This window comes from Thalassospira lucentensis MCCC 1A00383 = DSM 14000 (assembly GCF_000421265.1).
Classification (GTDB): domain Bacteria; phylum Pseudomonadota; class Alphaproteobacteria; order Rhodospirillales; family Thalassospiraceae; genus Thalassospira; species Thalassospira lucentensis.
The window spans coordinates 142,424-160,125 of sequence record NZ_ATWN01000009.1; the positions used below are offsets into that span (position 1 = coordinate 142,424).

Below are 17,702 nucleotides of genomic sequence, written 5' to 3' on the forward strand. Positions count from 1 at the left end.
GCCCAAAGGCTGATTTTTACAATTCCCTCCTTCGTACGTGTCGCGGAGTGTCTGACTTAAGTCGCCCCAGCCTGCATCTGAAGCGTCCGCCAGATTTCACCCATTACCCGACCCATGGTTTGATCGCGTCGTCGTATCGCAAAGACTTCGGTGTGGCGGGGGCGAAATCCTTCTATATTAAGCACGACGAGTTCGCCGCTTTTAAGCTCATCTGTGATCATGTGTTCGGGGAGGCCACCCCATCCATGTCCATTCATAATGATCGATTTTTTGGTGGCAAAATCCGATACGGTCCAACGCCGCCCACCAGCAAGGACGTCGCGTGTCTGATCGTAATCCGGCCCGCCGGTGCCAGAGACGATGACCTGAACATAGCTTTGCATTTCCATGCGCGATCGCATGCCACTGCGTTGGGCGACGGCGAAGCTGCGATGCGCGACGGGGCGTATTACGACAGAGCCGACAGGGGTGGTTTCGACGTGATCGATCTCTACACCCTCCAGACCCGCGACAATCAGATCGGCATCCCCCTTCATTAATCGGGCCAGGGGCCCGCCCATCATCTCGGTTGCGACAGCGATGTGGGTATTGGGGAACTTGTCACCGATCTGACCCAGAACTTTCAGGATAGGTTCGAGCGATATGGTTGCCGTAAGCGTGACACGGACGAGCGGTTCCTGTGTGCTGCGCAGTTCCTGCGCTGTTGCCTGAAGCTTGCGAAACTGATCAAGCACGCGGGTCGCTTCGCGCAAAAAGACCTCGCCCTCCGATGACAGGCGAGGGCGGTAGTCTTCGCGTGAGAAGATGGCAAAACCCAGCTCATCTTCGAGCTTTCGAACTTGATGGCTGATCGCCGATTGCGCCTTGTTCAGCCGGTCTGCAGCGCCGCGAAATGTGCCGGTGCTGACAACTGCGTCAACGGCAATGAGTTGTTCCAGGTTCATCCGTGCCTCAACATGATCTTATTTATCGATCATTAATATGAAAAGTCAATATTATCAATTGCTCGTTTGGGTTGGCATACAGAGGCCATACATCAAACCAAAGGAGCTACCTATGAAACTCTATTACATGCCCGGTGCATGCTCGCTCGCCAGCCACATCATGTTGCATGAAGTGGGTGCCCGTTTTGATATCGAAGGCGTGAATACTCAGGAAGGGCGCACCGAAAGTGGCCGCACATACCGCGAAATCAGCCCGAATGGCTATGTTCCGGCACTTGAGATCGAAACGGGTGATTACCTCAGCGAAGGTGTCGCAATCCTCCAATACATTGCCGATACCCACCCGGATCGTGCCTTTTCGCCAAAGCCCGGTTCAGTAGCTCGTGCGCGCCTTCAGCAGTTTTTAAACTTTGCCGCGGCAGAGCTACATAAATCCTGGGGCCCCCTTTTTACTGATGGGTCGAGCGAGGCGGATAAATCCGCAGCAAAGGGCAAGGTCGCGACAAAGTTTGACCATCTCGAAAGCGTTTTGGCGGACGGCCGTGATTACCTTGTCGCGAACCAGTTTTCCGTTGCCGATGCCTATACGTTTGTTCTGGTCAACTGGGCGAATGTCAAAGATATCGATCTCGATAATTGGCCACGCCTTGCCAAGTTCGTCAAACGTGTTCAGGCACGCCCGGCAACGCTGGCTGCGATGAAGGCCGAGGGACTTGTGTGATGAAATCCGCGGATGAATTGGAAGTTGAAGCCTTGATGAAGCGCTATTTCGATGGCCTTTATCACTCCGACAGTGAGGTTCTGCGCACGGTGTTTCATCCCAAGCTTGCCTACATCAATGCCAGCGAAGGCAATCACGAGTTCATGGATATTGAGGCCTACATGACGCGGATCGATAACCGCGAACCCCCGGCCAAACGCGGCGAAAATCGCAGCGAAAGCGTTGATCGGGTCAAGCTGATCAGTCGTCAAATGGGCTTGGTAGAAGCCCGCATGACGATGATGGGCCGGGATTATCAAGACCTGCTTACGCTGATTCATACCGATGCGGGCTGGCAGGTGCTCACCAAGGTTTTTGCCTATCAGGAAAAGGAGGGGTGAGCGATGCCCTACGTCAATATCAAGGTAACCCGCGAAGGTGGGCCGGACGGAACCGGTCCAACACCAGAGGAAAAAACGCAATTGATCAAGGGCGTTACGGACCTGCTCCAGAGCGTTCTGAATAAGTCGCCAGCAACCACGTTCGTCGTGATTGACGAGGTGTCACTTGACGATTGGGGCATATCGGGACGATCCGTGCGCGATATCAGGGCGACAGAAAGCTAAGCCCTGACCATTTATGCAGACACGTCTAAATCAACAGTACGCCGGTTCCCAAAAGTTCGGGGCCGGCGTGGCGATCCCCATCATGGCGGCAATGAGTGCAGAAGTCGGCCAGCGGGGCGGTGCCCCGACAGCGGCTTTTGCCATATTTTGGCTGCGGCGCTTGCTGGGACACTATTGGGAAAAGTGGACAGTCCCCCTTTATCCTAAAAGCCGCCCGATATTCTGCGGCATAAATGGAAAAAGGACCGGTCGTACCGGTCCTTTTGCATTTGGGGCGCCAGCTTAAGCCGTCAATTTCACCAGCAATTCGTCAAGCCGCTCAAGGGTCGAGGTCATGCCATCCTCCATGCCCATATCAATGACCGTTTGCAGGTCTTCGGGCGCGTTATAGCTCACCACCGTTTCGGTCAGTGTATGGTCCCCCTTGTCGGTAAAGGTCATGTTGATGTGAGAGCGCGGCAGATCAGGGTTGATAACTCCGGTCTCGTCGGTGAAGCCGTCATAGCCGGTATAACCATCAATCGGAGTGATCGTTTCGTAATCCGTGCGGCTCCAGTAATGGGTGCCATTCGGGTCGATCATGGCAAAATGCCAATGCCCGCCCTCGTTGAAATCAAAAGACTTGGTTTTCGTTGTCAACGGCTTGGGCGCGTACCATTGGTCGAGAAGTTCGCACTTGGTATAGCAATCCCACACCAGTTGCCGTTTGGCAGCAAATTCGCGCCGGACGGTCAGGGTGCTTTTTTGCATGTCGGCGATAAAGTCAAAGCGCAGATCAGGTTTCATCGGTTTCTCCCTGAAGGGTTGTCAGTAGAGTGTCGAGATTGTCAAAGCGGCTTGCCCAGATGGTGCGCTGGTCATCGAACCATTTTTCTGCTGCCGCCAACTTGTCGGGATTGAACGTACAGGTGCGCACGCGCCCCTGCTTTTTTGACGCAATCAATCCCGCTTCTTCCAGCACGCTGATATGCTTCATGAAAGAGGGCAGGGCCATATCATACGGTGCAGCCAATTCCTTGACCGGTGCCGGGCCTTTCACTAAACGCTGGACCACCGCCCTGCGGGTCGGGTCGGCCAGTGCGTGAAAGAGGGTGTCGAGTGATGCATTATAGTTATCCATATAGCTAACTATAATGCACTGAAAAGTTAGATCAATAGCTAAGTGTTTTATCGGCTATTTTATTTTGATGTCCCCAAGGGAAGCTGAAACAGGGCTTATCGGTCGCGTAGGATTTCGATGTGATTGATCAGGACAGGTCTCGGGATACCAAATCAAAGACATATCCTGCGATCAGGGAGCCGGAAACGGCGAGCGCGAGATACAAAAAGAAGGTCTTGAGTTTCAGGATAGGGAGTATCGCCAATGCGCCCCAGATGCTCACCACCCCGCCAGACACCAGAAAGGCCATGGCCGCACCGGAAGACATTCCGTGCTCCATCAACCCGCGCGTCAGTGGTAATGCTGCATACCCGTCGAGATATGCGGGTGCGCCGACGAATACGGCAAAGGGGATGGCCCACCATACGTCTTCGCCGACGAACGCGGACAGGGCTTGGGCGGGCAGCACGGCGTTAAGTGCATGTTCCGCAGCAAAGGCGGGGATCAAACAGATCAGGATCAGCCGCGTCGTCGCGATAAAGTTTCGTTTAAAGCTGGCGCGGCGCGAAGCATCTGACCAGATGCGGGCTGTGAATGGTGTTTGTTCGGAGATTTGGCATTGCTGAATGCTGCCGACCAGTTTGTTGTTCCGTAACGGCGTAGTAACCCATGGGCTTGACGAAAATACCGATGTGATGAAACCTCCCCAAAGCCCCAACCCGAAAGCGGCCAGAGTCTTGCCGACAGCAAAGCTGAGGCCAAGTGTTGCGACAGTCGTGGCAAGCATCGCAGGGTCCGTGATCGGAGATGCCAGCCAAAAGGCCATGACCGGGGCTAATGGTATTCCCGCTGCCAGCAAGCCCGCCATTAAAGGCAATATCGTGATGCCACAGACCGGGGTGATTGCACCGATTGCCGAGGCCACGATCACCGTGGGGAAAAGCCTGCCTTCGAACGCGCGTGCAATATGGGCGTCTGCGCCGCTTGCCATGACCCAGGCGGTCAGAACAATTCCCGGCACGACAACGGGTGCCACGGAAAGCAGGCTAAGGGCAATAAAACGCGCCATAATCCATGCCTGCGTGGACCAAACAATGATGGCCGTTGTCGCGAGTGCGACGGCCAGAACAATTAGGCCGATCTTCGATCTGTTTGCTGCCGCACTGTGCCCGTTCATGCCTGCTCCTTGTGTGAAGGCAATTGAATGATCACTGCATGTAGCGGATATGTAAAACGCAAAAACGAGACAAATGCAAAAGCCAACAACGGGAACAGGTTTATGTTTCTCTGCGCAGTCGTTTGACCAACCGCCCGTCAATCACCGCCAGCCCAAGCCCAAGCAAGATTGCACTGACCGGGATCAGGAAAGTGACGAGCAAAAGGTTGCTGGCACCCGCCCGTTTCAGGATCGCGAAATACAGGATATAGGCAAGGGCGGTGCTAAGTGCTGCGATCCCCAGAACGGCCATAATGGTGGTGGGCGAGGGGACGGGCAGGTGCCACGGGGTATCAACCACGGCGGCCAATGGGACCAGCATTAGGCTGGATGCGCTGGTCATGCCCGCTGCCGTCAGGATTGGGGATGTGGAACTAAACCGGCGGCCATATACCCCGGCACAGCCATAGGATATCGCCGCCAGCAGAACCGCGCAGGGGGCGAGCTTGGAAAGCAAGTCTGTCGCGGCGGATGTCTTTGCTTCGGGCATGCCAATCACGACAAGAACCCCGGCAAAGCCGATTAAAACGCCCGCTGCCTTACGCAGGTTTAGTTTTTCGGTGTCGGTTGCGATATGGGCAATAATGATGGCGAAAAGCGGGGTGGTGCCATTCAGGATCGCCGCCAGGCCACTGGCGATATGGGTTTGGCCCCAGACAATCAGCGAAAATGGCACAAGGTTATTCAGCGCCCCCATCACCGCAATCGCACCCCAGAATTTCGGATCACGCGGGATCGGAACATTGCGCAGCAACACCACCCACCACAGGATCAGCGATGCAATCGCCACCCGGCACAGCACCAGCGTAAAGGGTGGCAAATCGACAAGCGCAATTTCGGTAAAGAAAAACGATCCCCCCCACAGGATCGACAGCACAATCAGCATCAGCCAGCTTTTGCCATCCATCGCGCTGGTTTCCCGTGTGGACGGTTTTATTTGTTGTGGGGAAGGCGCATGCCGTGCGCGGTCGGTGTGACCACTGGTGCGGCTATCGGCATATTCGTCAAGTTCAAGGCAGCGTGTCTTTATTTCATGGGGCAACATCGTTTGTTCCGTCCTATGTGGGGCGTGATGACAAACGGAGCCTATGGCAAAACCAATCGGACGGCTGGCCACTTCCGGACGTGAATGCCAGCCGGGATGTGGGCATATGATGTTGCGAGGATGATGGATGATCTGGCGGACTGGATTGCCGCCGTGGCCTCCTTAAAGGCAAAACGGGGCGGCCCGAAAATCGAACCGCCCCGTTTTTGTCTGATGTAAAAATCTTTAGTCCGCAGGGACTGTTTTATTCCTCATACCAATGAATTTTGGCAGTCTGGCAAAGATGGTGATGTTGCCCAGCAGGATCATCGCAAGGCCCGATGCGCCAATCGGTGTCCAGACGTATCCTTCAAGGAAGGTCGATACCGTCAGGGCCACGACCGGGAACAGAACCGTGACATAGGCCGCTCGTCCGGCCCCAACCCGGTTGACCAGCGCCAGATAGGCAAGGAAGGCAACGACCGACCCAGGAATGGCAAGATAGAGCAAGCCACCGATGTAAAGCGGTTCTGTCGGCATCACGGGTGTTTGCCCGCGCAAACCTGCAAAGATAAACAAGAGTACCGTGCCATAGACCATGCCGCGCGCCACCGCATCGCGGTTGGGAATGCCCATGGCATGCAGTTTGACCGAGACCATGTTGCCACAGCTAAACACCGCCGTCCCGCATAGCGCCAGCAACATGCCAGTGATGGCATGCGGGTTATGCGACAGCGCGTAAATCTGATTGGCAAACAGGCAGGCAATCCCGGCAAGACCAAAGGCAGCCCCAAACACAAAGCGCATCCCCGGACGGTTGCCATAAAACGCCCAGTTGCCCAGCGCGTTAAAAATGGTCGAGGTGGTGAAAATTACCGCGACAATGCCGCTCGCGATATAGGCGGTCGCAGAATACATCAGGATAAAGTTGATGCTAAACAGCCCACAGCCCAGAAGCACGCACCACGGATGGGCGCGCCATGGTACCGGGCGCCATTTGCGGCTGATCAGCAAGAACCCGCACAGCACGATGGCCGCCAGTGCAAAGCGGTAAAAGATCGATGTTTCAACCGGGATCGGCCCGATTTGAAGCTTGATCGCGTACCAGGTAAATCCCCAGCAGGCGGTAACGATGACAAACAGAAGGGCGGTCATATGCGGGGCTTTCAATCAAAGACGGGCGCGATTGGTGGCGCGCGAGGGGGTGGCTAAGGGTGTGCAACGGATATGTGGGGCATACCCGATCCGCCTGATTAAGCCCGAAAACCGCTGCGATGGCTTTCACGTTCTTGCGGTGTTTTTCATGTTCTTGTGCCATATTGTTCCGATGGTCAGAGCATCAATCTGGCGCATGTTTAGAGATACCGTGATTTTATCTATCTGGTGAAAGTAGTTATGGAGGGGGCATGAAAAGGAACGTCTGGATAACAGTCGGACTAGTTCTTCTGTTAGGAGGATGTGACGACAATCATGTTTTCACTCTATATCGAGCATCTTCATTGGACGCAAACATGCGAATACATATTGCGACTTTCGATGCGGCGGAAAGTTCGCCCTCATACAATCAGGAAAACTGCGCGATCACGGCAGGACTATTTGCCCAACAGCTAGGAGTCACTGTTCGCTATTGGTGTGAAAAAGGGACTTTTCGTCCTTAGTTTAAGTACGTGACGTGGCAGAACGTATTTGTTCCTCGTCGGATATGCTTAGGCAAACAGCCGCATGCCGCGTTCCGATATTTTCCTGAACCCGGCGACGACGTGCGTGGCAAGGGCTTCTTCGACTGCACCGAAACCATCGCGTTTGGCAAGGGTCATACGGTATTCGCCCAGTTCCGGCAGGCCATGGCGCGGGCCAAGATGCACCAGATCATCGGAAATCACGCTGATCGGTAGGGGCGCAATCGCAAGATCGGCACGCACTGCGGCAATCTGGGCCTGACAAAACTCGCTGGTGTAGGCAATGCGGTAATTGACGTCGGCTTCGTCAAGCGCCTTGAGCGCCATGGTGCGCCAATAACATCCCTGTTCGGCCATCGCCATTGGGACCGGACGTTTATCAAGGGCTGTGCCATGCCGCGCACCAAGCCAGACAAGCGGTTCGGAATGTATCGGTGGTTGCGGGTCAAGTTCGGGATCGTAGCTAAACACCGCCACGTCAATTTCACCATCGGAAACGCGATGGCGCAGATTATAGGTCGGGCCAAGATGGACGTCGATATCGACATGCGGGTGGCTGTCGGCAAAGCGTTTGAGGATTTCGGGAATGGCGATGATGCCGGTGTCATTGGGAACACCCAGCCGCACGGTCCCGGAAAATTCCGGCGCATGAAAATGCGACATGGCTTCGTCATTGAGTTTTAAAAGCCTGCGCGCATAGCCCAAAAGCACTTCGCCGTCTTCCGTCAGGCTGACACGGCGGGTTTCGCGTTTAAACAGTTCACGTTGAACCATGCCTTCAAGTTTTTTGACCTGCAGGCTGATGGCTGATGCACTGCGATGAACCTTTTCGGCCGCGCGCGAAAAATTACCGGTTTCGCAGATGGCAACAAAAGTCCGTGCAAGGTCCAGATCAAGGTTATGGATCAGGGCGGGAGTCGTGTTCATCGCCAGCCTCATTGTTTTGGTGAATGGCATCTCGTTATGAGTGCTGCCACCGACAGAAAATTATATCTGTGAGAATATCTAATCCATGATGTTAAATCTTCTCGTTTGTCTCATCAATGAGAAATGTTCATTGTTTAAAAAACAACGATTGGAGATTCTCATGGCCGCATCCTTCATATCCTACGAAAACACTCAACGAAGCAGTGCATCACAAGCGTGTGCTCAGGCTGGTGTGACGCTGTCATCCTCAAAGTGCGAAAGTTTTGCCAGGCGTTTCCTGAATGCCTTGACGGCATGGCGCGAAAATCGTCAGAAGCAAAAATCATTGAAGAAAACGCTGTCGCTTGATCCGGAAACACTTCGCGATATTTCGGGCATGACGGCGGCCGAATTGTCCGAACAGATGCAGGGCACAAACGGCCGTCAAACCGGGCGGGGGGTTGCCGCGCACGATGTGGTTGCCGGTATGGTTCTGGCGTGGCCCAGCCCAAAGAAAAAGGATTGAGGCGTCTTGAAAACGACATCCGTGCTGCCCTGTTTTCACATTCTTGCGCAAAACAGGGCAGGGATGCGCGCATGGGGCTTTGCAATTAAGATACATGGTGCGATGATCTGTGTTCAGAAAGTCAGGAATACCGATGCCAGAACCGCAATTCGCATCTGTGCCCGGAACCGAGCAGGCAAAGTTCGAACCCAATGGGCGCTATCAGAAATTTGAAGTCTTCAATCAGTTGATTGGGGATGCAAATCTGCTGCGTGCCGGTGATTTTGGTGACAGCATTTCGGTGGCACACTGGCGGCGTAAGGCCGATGTCCTGACGCGCTATACCGATCCGGACCATCACACCATCAGTCTGTATGTGAATGGCGGGACCGGCATTCAGCGTAAAATCGGTGCAGATCCGTTGACGGGCGGTGGGCCCGGGCGTTGTTGTTTGATGCCAGCCCACATGACGTCAGACTGGGTTGTTCAGGGTGAGGTGGAACTGTTTCACCTTTATATCCCGCATGCGTCTTGGGAACGGGCGGTGGTTGAGGCCTTTGACATTGAACCCAACGGCGTCGAGGTCCCCGAGAAGACCTTCTTTCTTGATCCCCTGATCGAACAAACCGTGCGTCATGCCATGTTGCCCCTTGATTGGGATGTTCCGGCTGACCGGATGGCGATGTCACATGCCGGGCAATTGTTGATGGGCCATATGTTGCGCAGCTATTCAACGCGGCGTGATCTGGGCTTTAAGGTGCGCGGTGGATTGTCCCCAGTGATCAAACGACGGGTGTTTGATTATGTCGATGCCAATCTGGAGGCAGCCCTGACGATTGAGGAATTGGCGGCGGTTTCCGGCCTGTCGCCCTATCACTTTGCCCGCATGTTTCGAAAATCGGTCGGCGAAGCACCGCATAAGTTTGTCTTGCGGCGTCGGATCGAGCTGGCGATGACGATGTTGCGATCCGGGCAATATGCTGTGGCGGAAATTGCACATGCCACCGGCTTTTCCAGTCAGGCGCATCTGACCACCCGTTTTCGCGCCATGACCGGTGTGACACCGGCAAAATACCGCGACATATCTTAAGGTGCTGATTTCAAAAGAGTGTTAGCGCTAACATCGTGCAAGGGGCATGTGCCGTCTGGCTTTTTGTCATGACAAGTACGATCTGGCCGCGTGACCATCGGTTGTCGTGATCTTTTACTAGTTTTCCTTATTTTTTCGAGCCCATTTCCATCATCACCTTTGCGCGTATCAGTACGCACAAGACACTTGTGTGGCTGCTCGCAAATACTCCCCCATAAGGCCCGAAAACGATTGCCGCCGTGATGGTGTGTTCGTTAATTCGCAGCGATGATTTCTGTCTCGCACCATGTGCATTTGCGGTTAATCGTGCTGCGGTTGATTACAAGTTGGCGATCAGAAAATGACATAATTTCATTAAGTTTTTGATTTTAAGCAATTTTTACAAGTTGATAATTTCGTTGACAAGATTGGCATTTGGTATCTAAGATTTCACAACAACTAAAATATCAATTAATGGCAAAAGCCAATCCAACGGGAGGATATCCAAATGAAAACCACGTTCAAAACACTCGGACTCTGTGCGGTGCTTGCAGGCGCACTTGCCGCGCCTCTGTCAGCTTACGCAGAGACCACGCTGCGTATCGGAACGGTTTTATCGCCGAATGATCCGATGGGGCAGGGGCTTGAAAAGTTTAAGACCGACGTCGAAAAAGCGACCAATGGCGACGTCCTCATTGAGGTGTTCCATAATTCCCAATTGGGCGATACCACCGAAATGATCGATCAGGCTCGTGCGGGTGCTGCTGTTGGCACGGTGACCGATGTTGCCCGTCTTTCCAGTTTTGTACCGTCACTTGCCATCATGTCGGCACCGTTTCTGTTTGATAATTATGAACAGGCCGACAAATTCGCCCTTTCCGACGAATACCTCGCTTGGGGTGAAGAACTTCGCGAGAAATCCGGCCTCTTGATGATTGCATCGAATTGGTACCAGGGCGCACGTCATGCGTTGACCCAGAAACCTATTTCGGGTCCGGATGATCTTTCCGGTGTTCGGATGCGGACCATCGGAGCGCCTGTGTGGATTGAAACCATCCGTGCGATGGGGGCTGAGCCGACCCCGATTGCTTGGGGTGAGGTTTACAGCGCATTGCAGCTTGGCACAATTGATGCGGCTGAAGCTCAGCCAACGGCGATTTGGAATGCCAAACTTTACGAAGTGATCAAGAATGTCACGAAAACAGGACATATCCAGCTGGTTACAGCTCTTGTTGTTGGCGCAGATGCCTGGGACGAGATTTCTGAGGAAAATCAGAAAATTGTCCGTGCTCTGGCTGTCGAAAATGGTCGCTATGCGTCCAAGTTGACCATCGAACTTGGTGAAAAGGCGCTTGAAGACGTTGCGGCAAGTGGCGTTGAGGTCAGTGAAGTTGATCTGGCTCCGTTCAAGGAGGCCGTTGCTCCGGTTTATCAGATGCTTGATCTCGAAGCAGAGGCAGAAATCGTCAACAAGGTTCTTGGACGCTAATTCCAGGGCTTAGAAAACGTGCCGAACAAAAGTGCGTTGCCGCGCGTGCGCAGCAACGCACTTCAAATTTCAAGATGGAATAGAATACATGCTCAAGCGAATTGAGTTTGCTTTTGGCGGAATGCTGCTTGTCACCGTTGTGTTACTTGTTGCCGTCGCATCCGTTTCAAGGGCAATGGGAACGCCGATTATCTGGTCGGTCGAAATGGCTCAGCTGATTTTTGCGTGGCTGTGCATGTTGGCAGCAGATATCGCCATGCAGGAAGACCGGCATTTCGGGCTTCAAATCGTAAGGGAAGTTGTTTCTGCGCGTGCTGCCGATCTGATCGAGGTTTTCAACATCGTTGTGATCATCGGTTTTCTCGCGTTTCTTCTTTATTACGCTTGGGGCAACATGGTTCTGATGCATCCGCGTCTTGTCGGTGCGGCCCAGATCAATGCTTCCTACATTCATGCGTCGATGGTCGTTGGCATCCTTTTGATGATCCGCACCATGGTATCGCAACTTATCCGACGTATGCGACGCAGGGAGGCAAACTGATGTTGATCTTGATCGCGGTTCTATTCACGGTTTTCCTCATTATCGGCATGCCTGTGGCGTTTGCGCTTGGGCTCGCATCTATTCCGGTTTTTGTCGTAAGCGGCGCCATGCCACCGACGGTGGTTATTCAGAAAATGGTGACGGCAACACAAAGTTTTCCGCTTTTGGCTGTGCCCTTCTTTATCTTTGCCGGCAACCTGATGAACGTGACGGGCATTACCTATCGCCTGGTTAAATTTGCCCGATTGCTAACCGGCTGGATGGCTGGTGGTTTGGCGCAGGTTTCCATTGTGCTGAGCTTCATGATGGGCGGTATTTCCGGTTCGGCTGTTGCTGATGCCTCGATGGAGGCACGCCTTCTGGGCCCCAGTATGATCAAGCAGGGGTATTCCAAGGCGATGACGGCCGCTGTTTTGGCCTTTGGTTCGGTGATTACCGCAACCATTCCGCCGAGCATCGGCTTGATCCTGTTTGGCTTTGTCAATGAGGTCTCTATTGGTCGCCTGTTCCTTGCCGGGGTTGTGCCCGGTATTTTCCTGACAATCGTTTTGATGATCACAACTTGGCTGGTTGCGCGCAAAAACGGATACAAGCCCGATCTTCCAACCGTTCCAAGTGGTAAGGAACTGGTGTCGAGCTTTTCTGAAAGTGTCTGGGCGTTGGCGTTCCCGGTCATTCTGATTGTCGGATTCCGCTTTGGCATTTTTACCGCGACCGAAGCCGGTGCTTTCCTTGTCTTCTACGCGCTTGGCGTCGGGTTGTTCATTTATCGTGAACTTGATTTCAAGAAGTTCCGCGAAGCTGTGACAAGCTCAATTTCCGATCTGGGAATGGTCATGTTGCTGATCATTATGGCTGCTGTTCTTGGCTATGCCATGACCATCGAACGTGCCCCACAACAAATCACCGAATTTGTCACGACGCTGACGGAAAACCCGACGATGATATTGATGCTGGTGATCGCGGTTCTGGTGGTCAGCGGTATGTTTCTCGAGGGGGCAGCCAATATTCTTCTGGTTACACCGATTGTCATGCCGGTGCTGATCAGTGCTGGTTATGATCCTGTGCACATGGGCATTCTGATTGTCACATTGATCAATTTTGGCGGGCTGACACCGCCTGTCGGGGTCATCATGTTTACGGTCTGTGGCATTCTTGATGTCAAGACTGGCGCCTATAGCCGCGCGTCCATCCCGTTTTTCATCGCGATGGGAATATTTTTCATTTTGATGGCTGCAGTACCAAGCTTGACGTTGATCTTGCCCAATACATTGATGTAATCGATGACCTGAGAAATTCAGGCACCAGAAGAGTTGCCAAGGAGATATATCGAACATGAAGACTTCTACTGGTGGATTAATTGCCGTGCAGGGGGGCGGGATTAAAACCAACGCTCATGTACCTGCCTCTGCCTTGGTATATGAAGAAATCAGAAGACAGATTGTTTCTTTGACGCTTCTGCCTGAAACGACACTTGTGCGTGCGGAGCTGGCTGACAGTTTTAGTGTCAGCCAGTCGCCCGTGCGTGAAGCGATCATGCGGCTTGAACAAGACGGATTGGTTGTGTCCTATCCGCAGTCACGGACAGTTGTGACCAAGATTGATGTTGCGCGCATTCGCGAAGAGCATTTCCTGCGGGTGGCCGCAGAATGTGAAGCGGTTCGTCAATTGGCTGAAGCACCGGAAACAGGTGCGGTTGTCAAGGCCAAGGGCATTGTTAAAATGCAAGAAGCGCTGGTTGGCGATATTGAACAGATTGATCTGTTCAAACAGCTCGATGAAAGCTTCCACGCGGCACTTTTTAATGGTGTCAGTCAGTCCAACCTGCATTTGCAGATTACCGCGCGTAGTGGGCATCTTGAAAGGGTTCGGACCCTTGATTTGCCACGTGCTGGAAAAATGTTTTCGGTTCTCGAAGGCCATAAGGCCGTTATCGCCGCCATCCAATCAGGTGATGGTTATGAGGCGACCACGCAGATGCGTCAGCACCTCTCAGGAACAATGGAACGCTTGCCCCAGATTATCGAGGAAAACAAGGATCTGTTTTCCTAACCATCCTTTGTCTTTCATCGTTGATCGTTAGGCCGGATTTTGATTTCGGGCAAGAAAGCGATCGAGTTCTCGTTGCGCGGGCGGTTGACCGGTGAAGACCTCGACATACTCGGGAATGCGCTGCAGGCGTACCGCAAGGTCTTCGTCCGTCTGCATCGAGATATAGCCGATTTGCACCAAATATGTGGTTCTTGCACGGGTATCAGCCAGACGCTCGTTCTGGCCAAAGCGCATAAACATTTGTTTAAGCGCATCAAGACGTTGTTCGTCGGCAGACTGTATTTCCCTAAGCAATGCCGGGGATCGGACGGACCAGCCCCGAATGGCAAATTCAAATTTGGCGTCAAACAGTTCCGGCTTTAACCAGCAATCAATGACATTGAGCATCGCCTCGGTCACGGTTTCGGCAAATGCCTCTGTCTGCTTGATGAGGTTGCCGGTGTTTTTCTCGCGCCATTGCGTGATCAAGGCATCCAGCAGTTCCTTCCGATCCTTGAAGAACCAGTAGAAACTTGTTCGTGACAGATTAAGCCGCTTGGCAAGGGGTTGAATTTTGACCCCGTCCACCCCGGTTTCAAGCAACGCATCATAGGCCGCATTCAGCCAGACGTCGGGCGAACCGCGCCAGCCACCATTTTGTGATTGTTCTTCCATGGCTTCAGTCCATAGCAAACTGCGGGGTGCACAACAAGCAAACTACACATGAATGTACTATAAATATACATCAGTGAACTTAAAATTGACATAAGTGTACATTTATCCATATGGTTGAGAAGAGAGAGTTCGAAACCGGAGTTCCCGCACATGTCCAACGATCCCATTCTTCAGCCCTATCAGCTCAAGCATCTTACCCTGCGCAACCGGATTATGATGACGTCTCATGAGCCAGCCTATCCGGAGGATGGCATGCCAAAGGAACGCTACCGCGCTTATCACGTGGAACGCGCAAAGGGTGGTGTGGCGATGACCATGACAGCGGGGTCTGCTGCGGTATCCAAGGACAGCCCGCCGGTTTTTAACAATCTGCTTGTCTATAAGGACGAAGTTGTGCCGTGGATGAAGGATCTGACCGACGCCATTCACGAACACGGTGCGGCGGTGATGATCCAGTTAACCCATCTTGGCCGTCGGACGCGGTGGGATAAAGAATTCTGGTTGCCGGTTGTGTCGCCATCGCACAACCGCGAAGCATCCCATCGTGCCTTTCCCAAAAAGATGGAAAACTGGGATATCGAGCGGATCATTAAAGATTATGCCGATGCAGCCGAACGGATGAAAGCGGGCGGCATGGATGGGATTGAGCTTCAAGCGTACGGACATTTGATGGATCAGTTCTGGTCGCCGCTGACCAATGATCTTGATGGCCCATATGGCGGGGGCATCGATAACAGGTTGCAGTTTACCTTTGACGTTCTTACCGAAATTCGCAAACGGGTCGGTCCCGATTTTCTCGTCGGTGTGCGCTATTCCGGGGATGAATGCCTTGAAGGTGGTCTTACAAAAGAAGACGGTCTGTCGATCTCAAAGCGCCTGAAAGACAGTGGGATGATCGATTTTCTCAATGTGGTTCGGGGCCATATTGATACCGATGCGGGCCTTACCGATGTGATCCCGATCCAGGGGATGGCAAATTCGCCGCACCTTGATTTTGCCGGTGAAATTCGGGCTGCGACCAACTTCCCAACTTTCCATGGGGCGAAAATCCCCGATGTCGCAACCGCACGTCATGCGATTGCGTCGGGCAAGGTCGATATGGTTGGCATGACCCGTGCGCATATGACCGACCCGCATGTTGTGCGCAAAATCATCGAGAAACGCGAAGAGGAAATTCGACCCTGTGTTGGGGCCAACTATTGCCTTGACCGTATTTATCAGGGTGGGGCGGCCTATTGCATCCACAATGCGGCGACCGGGCGTGAACTTGATATGCCCCATATCATCCCAAAAGCGGAAATCCGCAAAAAGGTTGTGATTGTCGGCACAGGTCCTGCGGGGTTGGAGGCGGCACGTGTTGCAGGTGAACGCGGACATGACGTTGTTGTCTTTGAAGCCGCCGACAAACCGGGCGGGCAGGTGCGGTTAACCGCGCAAAACGAACGCCGTAAGGAAATGATCAGCATCATTGATTGGCGCATGAACCAGTGTGCGCAGCATGGTGTCACCTTCCACTTCAATACATGGGCGGAAGTTGACACCGTTCAGGCCGAAAATCCCGACGTTGTGATTATTGCAACCGGCGGCTTGCCCGATACCGAAGTTCTTTCGCGCGGCAACGATCTGGTGGTTTCTTCGTGGGATATTATTTCCGGTGACGTCAAGCCGGGGACCAATGTTCTGGTGTTTGATGACGCAGGCGATCATTCAGGACTTCAGGCCGCCGAACTTATTGCGCAGTCTGGTGCAAAGGTCGAAATCATGACCCCGGATCGTTCATTCGCACCGGAAGTCATGGCGATGAACCTTGTCCCCTATATGCGCTCCATGCAAAAACTCGATGTGACGTTTACGGTGACATATCGTCTGGCGGCGGTTGAGAAAGACGGCAATCACCTGACGGCCCATGTCGGAAGTGATTATGGTGGCGTTGCCAAACAGCGCACGGTTGATCAGGTGGTGATCAATCATGGGACCATTCCGCTTGATGATCTTTACTTTGAGCTCAAATCGGCGTCCTCAAACCATGGTGAGATGTCGCATGATCAACTGATCGCCGGAAAGCCCCAGTCAGTTGTGCGCAACGCGGACGGAAATTTCCAGTTGTTCCGAATTGGCGATGCGGTTTCCGCACGCAACACGCATGCGGCGATTTATGATGCGCTACGGTTGCTAAAAGACATTTAAGCGGTCGGCTCAGGTCGATTATGCGATGACCCCAATGAACTGGCGCGTGCCGCACATCATCTGCGGCACGCATCCAAGGTCAGGATTAGTCCGGGGTGCCCCAAACGCCGGTTTGTGCAGCCTCATGGGCATATGTCCGAAGGGGTTTTGGTTTGCGGCCAAGGATCTGTTCAACGTCACCTGTCGGTGTTTTGTTCCGACCGTCCAGAACTTCTGAAAACAGATAGCGGATCAAACCTCGGAGTTCATCGGGTACGCCATCCTGTTCAAGGCCAGCATCAAGCTGATCAAGTGTGATGGGAACAAAGGCAATGTCGCGGTTGGCGGAACTGGCGATGATGGCGGTTGCGTCTTCAAAGGTCAGGGCATCAGGCCCTGAAAGCTCGTACGTCTTGCCAATATGCGTCGGCTCAAGAAGGGCTGTGACCGCACATTCGGCGATGTCGTCGGCATCAACGAACGGCTCGGGAATGTCGCCGGCAGGCAGGGCAAGTACGCCGTTTTGAAGATAAGGCAGGAACAGGTCTTCGCTAAAGTTCTGGAAGAACCAATTGGCCCGCAGCACGGTCCAGTCAGCCCCCGAATTTCGCAATGTGCGTTCCGCATCCTGTGCAGCATCTTCCCCACGGCCCGACAACATCACAAGTCGTTTCGCACCATAGCTTAGGGCGCGGGCTGCAAAATCAGCGATGATCTGATCCGAGCCGGGAACAGCCAGATCAGGCTGAAACGTGACATAAACGGCATCAATGTCGCGTAAGACATCATCCCATGTGTCGGGCTTCGTCCAGTCAAACGATGGCGTGGTGCTGCGCGATACAGCACGTACCGAGTGGCCAAGGTTTTGTAGCTGTGCGGTGACCCTTCGACCGGTTTTGGCCGTTGCACCAAGTACGAGAAAACGGGTTTTTACTGTCATTTTAGGGCTCCTGACATTGGGGTTTTAAATATGATAAATCCTCACATTTGCCAAATGTGATAAATCCTCGTATTCTGTTCGTCAAGAGAGTT

19 protein-coding genes are annotated in these 17,702 nt (G+C 53.3%); 10 read left to right on the top strand and 9 right to left on the bottom strand.

Going from position 1 to position 17,702, the window contains the following annotated elements; genetic code table 11:
- Positions 1–56: 56 nt before the first annotated feature.
- Positions 57–944, bottom strand: a complete 888-nt coding sequence (locus tag K355_RS0117845) for a LysR family transcriptional regulator (protein ID WP_022733524.1) — start codon at positions 942–944, stop codon at positions 57–59.
- Positions 945–1,056: 112 nt separating this feature from the next.
- Here K355_RS0117845 and gstA point away from each other — a divergent pair, with 112 nt between their 5' ends.
- Genes gstA through K355_RS0117860 form a run of 3 tightly spaced genes read left to right on the top strand, consistent with a single transcriptional unit; the run spans position 1,057 to position 2,270 of the window.
- Positions 1,057–1,665, top strand: coding sequence for a glutathione transferase GstA (gstA, locus tag K355_RS0117850; RefSeq protein ID WP_022733525.1), 609 nt, complete (start codon positions 1,057–1,059; stop codon positions 1,663–1,665).
- Positions 1,665–2,045: a nuclear transport factor 2 family protein gene (locus tag K355_RS0117855; protein WP_022733526.1), complete on the top strand. Its 381-nt coding sequence runs from the start codon at positions 1,665–1,667 to the stop codon at positions 2,043–2,045. The genes gstA and K355_RS0117855 overlap by 1 nt, the downstream gene beginning before the upstream one ends.
- Before the next feature lie 3 nt (positions 2,046–2,048).
- The gene (locus tag K355_RS0117860; RefSeq protein ID WP_022733527.1) at positions 2,049–2,270 is read left to right on the top strand and encodes a tautomerase family protein; all 222 of its coding nucleotides are present in this window, start codon (positions 2,049–2,051) and stop codon (positions 2,268–2,270) included.
- Positions 2,271–2,552: 282 nt separating this feature from the next.
- On the opposite strand, the gene K355_RS0117870 is transcribed toward K355_RS0117860, so the two are convergent.
- The 6 genes from K355_RS0117870 to K355_RS0117900 form a co-directional block, all read right to left on the bottom strand.
- Positions 2,553–3,056, bottom strand: coding sequence for an SRPBCC family protein (locus tag K355_RS0117870; protein ID WP_022733529.1), 504 nt, complete (start codon positions 3,054–3,056; stop codon positions 2,553–2,555).
- Positions 3,046–3,390, bottom strand: coding sequence for an ArsR/SmtB family transcription factor (locus tag K355_RS0117875; RefSeq protein ID WP_022733530.1), 345 nt, complete (start codon positions 3,388–3,390; stop codon positions 3,046–3,048). The genes K355_RS0117870 and K355_RS0117875 overlap by 11 nt, the downstream gene beginning before the upstream one ends.
- 127 nt (positions 3,391–3,517) lie before the next feature.
- Positions 3,518–4,546 carry a permease gene (locus K355_RS24345; RefSeq protein WP_022733531.1) on the bottom strand — a complete coding sequence of 343 codons (1,029 nt, stop codon included), beginning with the start codon at positions 4,544–4,546 and terminating at the stop codon, positions 3,518–3,520.
- A 100-nt stretch (positions 4,547–4,646) separates the two neighbouring features.
- Positions 4,647–5,630 (bottom strand): DMT family transporter, encoded by a 984-nt coding sequence (locus tag K355_RS24350; protein WP_022733532.1) that lies wholly within the window; start codon positions 5,628–5,630, stop codon positions 4,647–4,649.
- 225 nt (positions 5,631–5,855) lie between these two features.
- Positions 5,856–6,764 carry a DMT family transporter gene (locus K355_RS0117895; RefSeq protein ID WP_022733534.1) on the bottom strand — a complete coding sequence of 303 codons (909 nt, stop codon included), beginning with the start codon at positions 6,762–6,764 and terminating at the stop codon, positions 5,856–5,858.
- Between the two features lie 551 nt (positions 6,765–7,315).
- Positions 7,316–8,215 carry a LysR substrate-binding domain-containing protein gene (locus K355_RS0117900; RefSeq protein WP_022733535.1) on the bottom strand — a complete coding sequence of 300 codons (900 nt, stop codon included), beginning with the start codon at positions 8,213–8,215 and terminating at the stop codon, positions 7,316–7,318.
- 160 nt (positions 8,216–8,375) lie between these two features.
- Here K355_RS0117900 and K355_RS0117905 point away from each other — a divergent pair, with 160 nt between their 5' ends.
- From K355_RS0117905 to K355_RS0117930, 6 genes are all read left to right on the top strand, one after another.
- The gene (locus K355_RS0117905) at positions 8,376–8,720 is read left to right on the top strand and encodes a hypothetical protein (RefSeq protein ID WP_022733536.1); all 345 of its coding nucleotides are present in this window, start codon (positions 8,376–8,378) and stop codon (positions 8,718–8,720) included.
- A 133-nt stretch (positions 8,721–8,853) separates the two neighbouring features.
- Entirely contained in the window at positions 8,854–9,789 is a 936-nt protein-coding gene (locus tag K355_RS0117910) for an AraC family transcriptional regulator (RefSeq protein ID WP_022733537.1), read from the top strand.
- Positions 9,790–10,276: 487 nt separating this feature from the next.
- Positions 10,277–11,257 (top strand): C4-dicarboxylate TRAP transporter substrate-binding protein, encoded by a 981-nt coding sequence (locus tag K355_RS0117915; protein WP_022733538.1) that lies wholly within the window; start codon positions 10,277–10,279, stop codon positions 11,255–11,257.
- Between the two features lie 88 nt (positions 11,258–11,345).
- Positions 11,346–11,798, top strand: a complete 453-nt coding sequence (locus K355_RS0117920) for a TRAP transporter small permease (RefSeq protein ID WP_028791726.1) — start codon at positions 11,346–11,348, stop codon at positions 11,796–11,798.
- The gene (locus tag K355_RS0117925; RefSeq protein WP_022733540.1) at positions 11,798–13,078 is read left to right on the top strand and encodes a TRAP transporter large permease; all 1,281 of its coding nucleotides are present in this window, start codon (positions 11,798–11,800) and stop codon (positions 13,076–13,078) included. The genes K355_RS0117920 and K355_RS0117925 overlap by 1 nt, the downstream gene beginning before the upstream one ends.
- Before the next feature lie 55 nt (positions 13,079–13,133).
- Entirely contained in the window at positions 13,134–13,850 is a 717-nt protein-coding gene (locus K355_RS0117930; protein ID WP_022733541.1) for a GntR family transcriptional regulator, read from the top strand.
- 27 nt (positions 13,851–13,877) lie between these two features.
- Here K355_RS0117930 and K355_RS0117935 read toward each other — a convergent pair whose 3' ends face one another.
- On the bottom strand, positions 13,878–14,504 hold the full coding sequence (locus K355_RS0117935; RefSeq protein ID WP_022733542.1) for a TetR/AcrR family transcriptional regulator: 627 nt from the start codon (positions 14,502–14,504) through the stop codon (positions 13,878–13,880).
- 150 nt (positions 14,505–14,654) lie between these two features.
- Between K355_RS0117935 and K355_RS0117940 the strand changes: the two genes are divergently transcribed.
- Positions 14,655–16,691, top strand: a complete 2,037-nt coding sequence (locus K355_RS0117940; RefSeq protein ID WP_022733543.1) for an NADH:flavin oxidoreductase — start codon at positions 14,655–14,657, stop codon at positions 16,689–16,691.
- Positions 16,692–16,776: 85 nt separating this feature from the next.
- On the opposite strand, the gene K355_RS0117945 is transcribed toward K355_RS0117940, so the two are convergent.
- Complete coding sequence (locus K355_RS0117945; protein WP_022733544.1) at positions 16,777–17,610, bottom strand: NAD(P)H-binding protein; 834 nt, start codon at positions 17,608–17,610, stop codon at positions 16,777–16,779.
- Positions 17,611–17,702 lie beyond the last annotated feature (92 nt).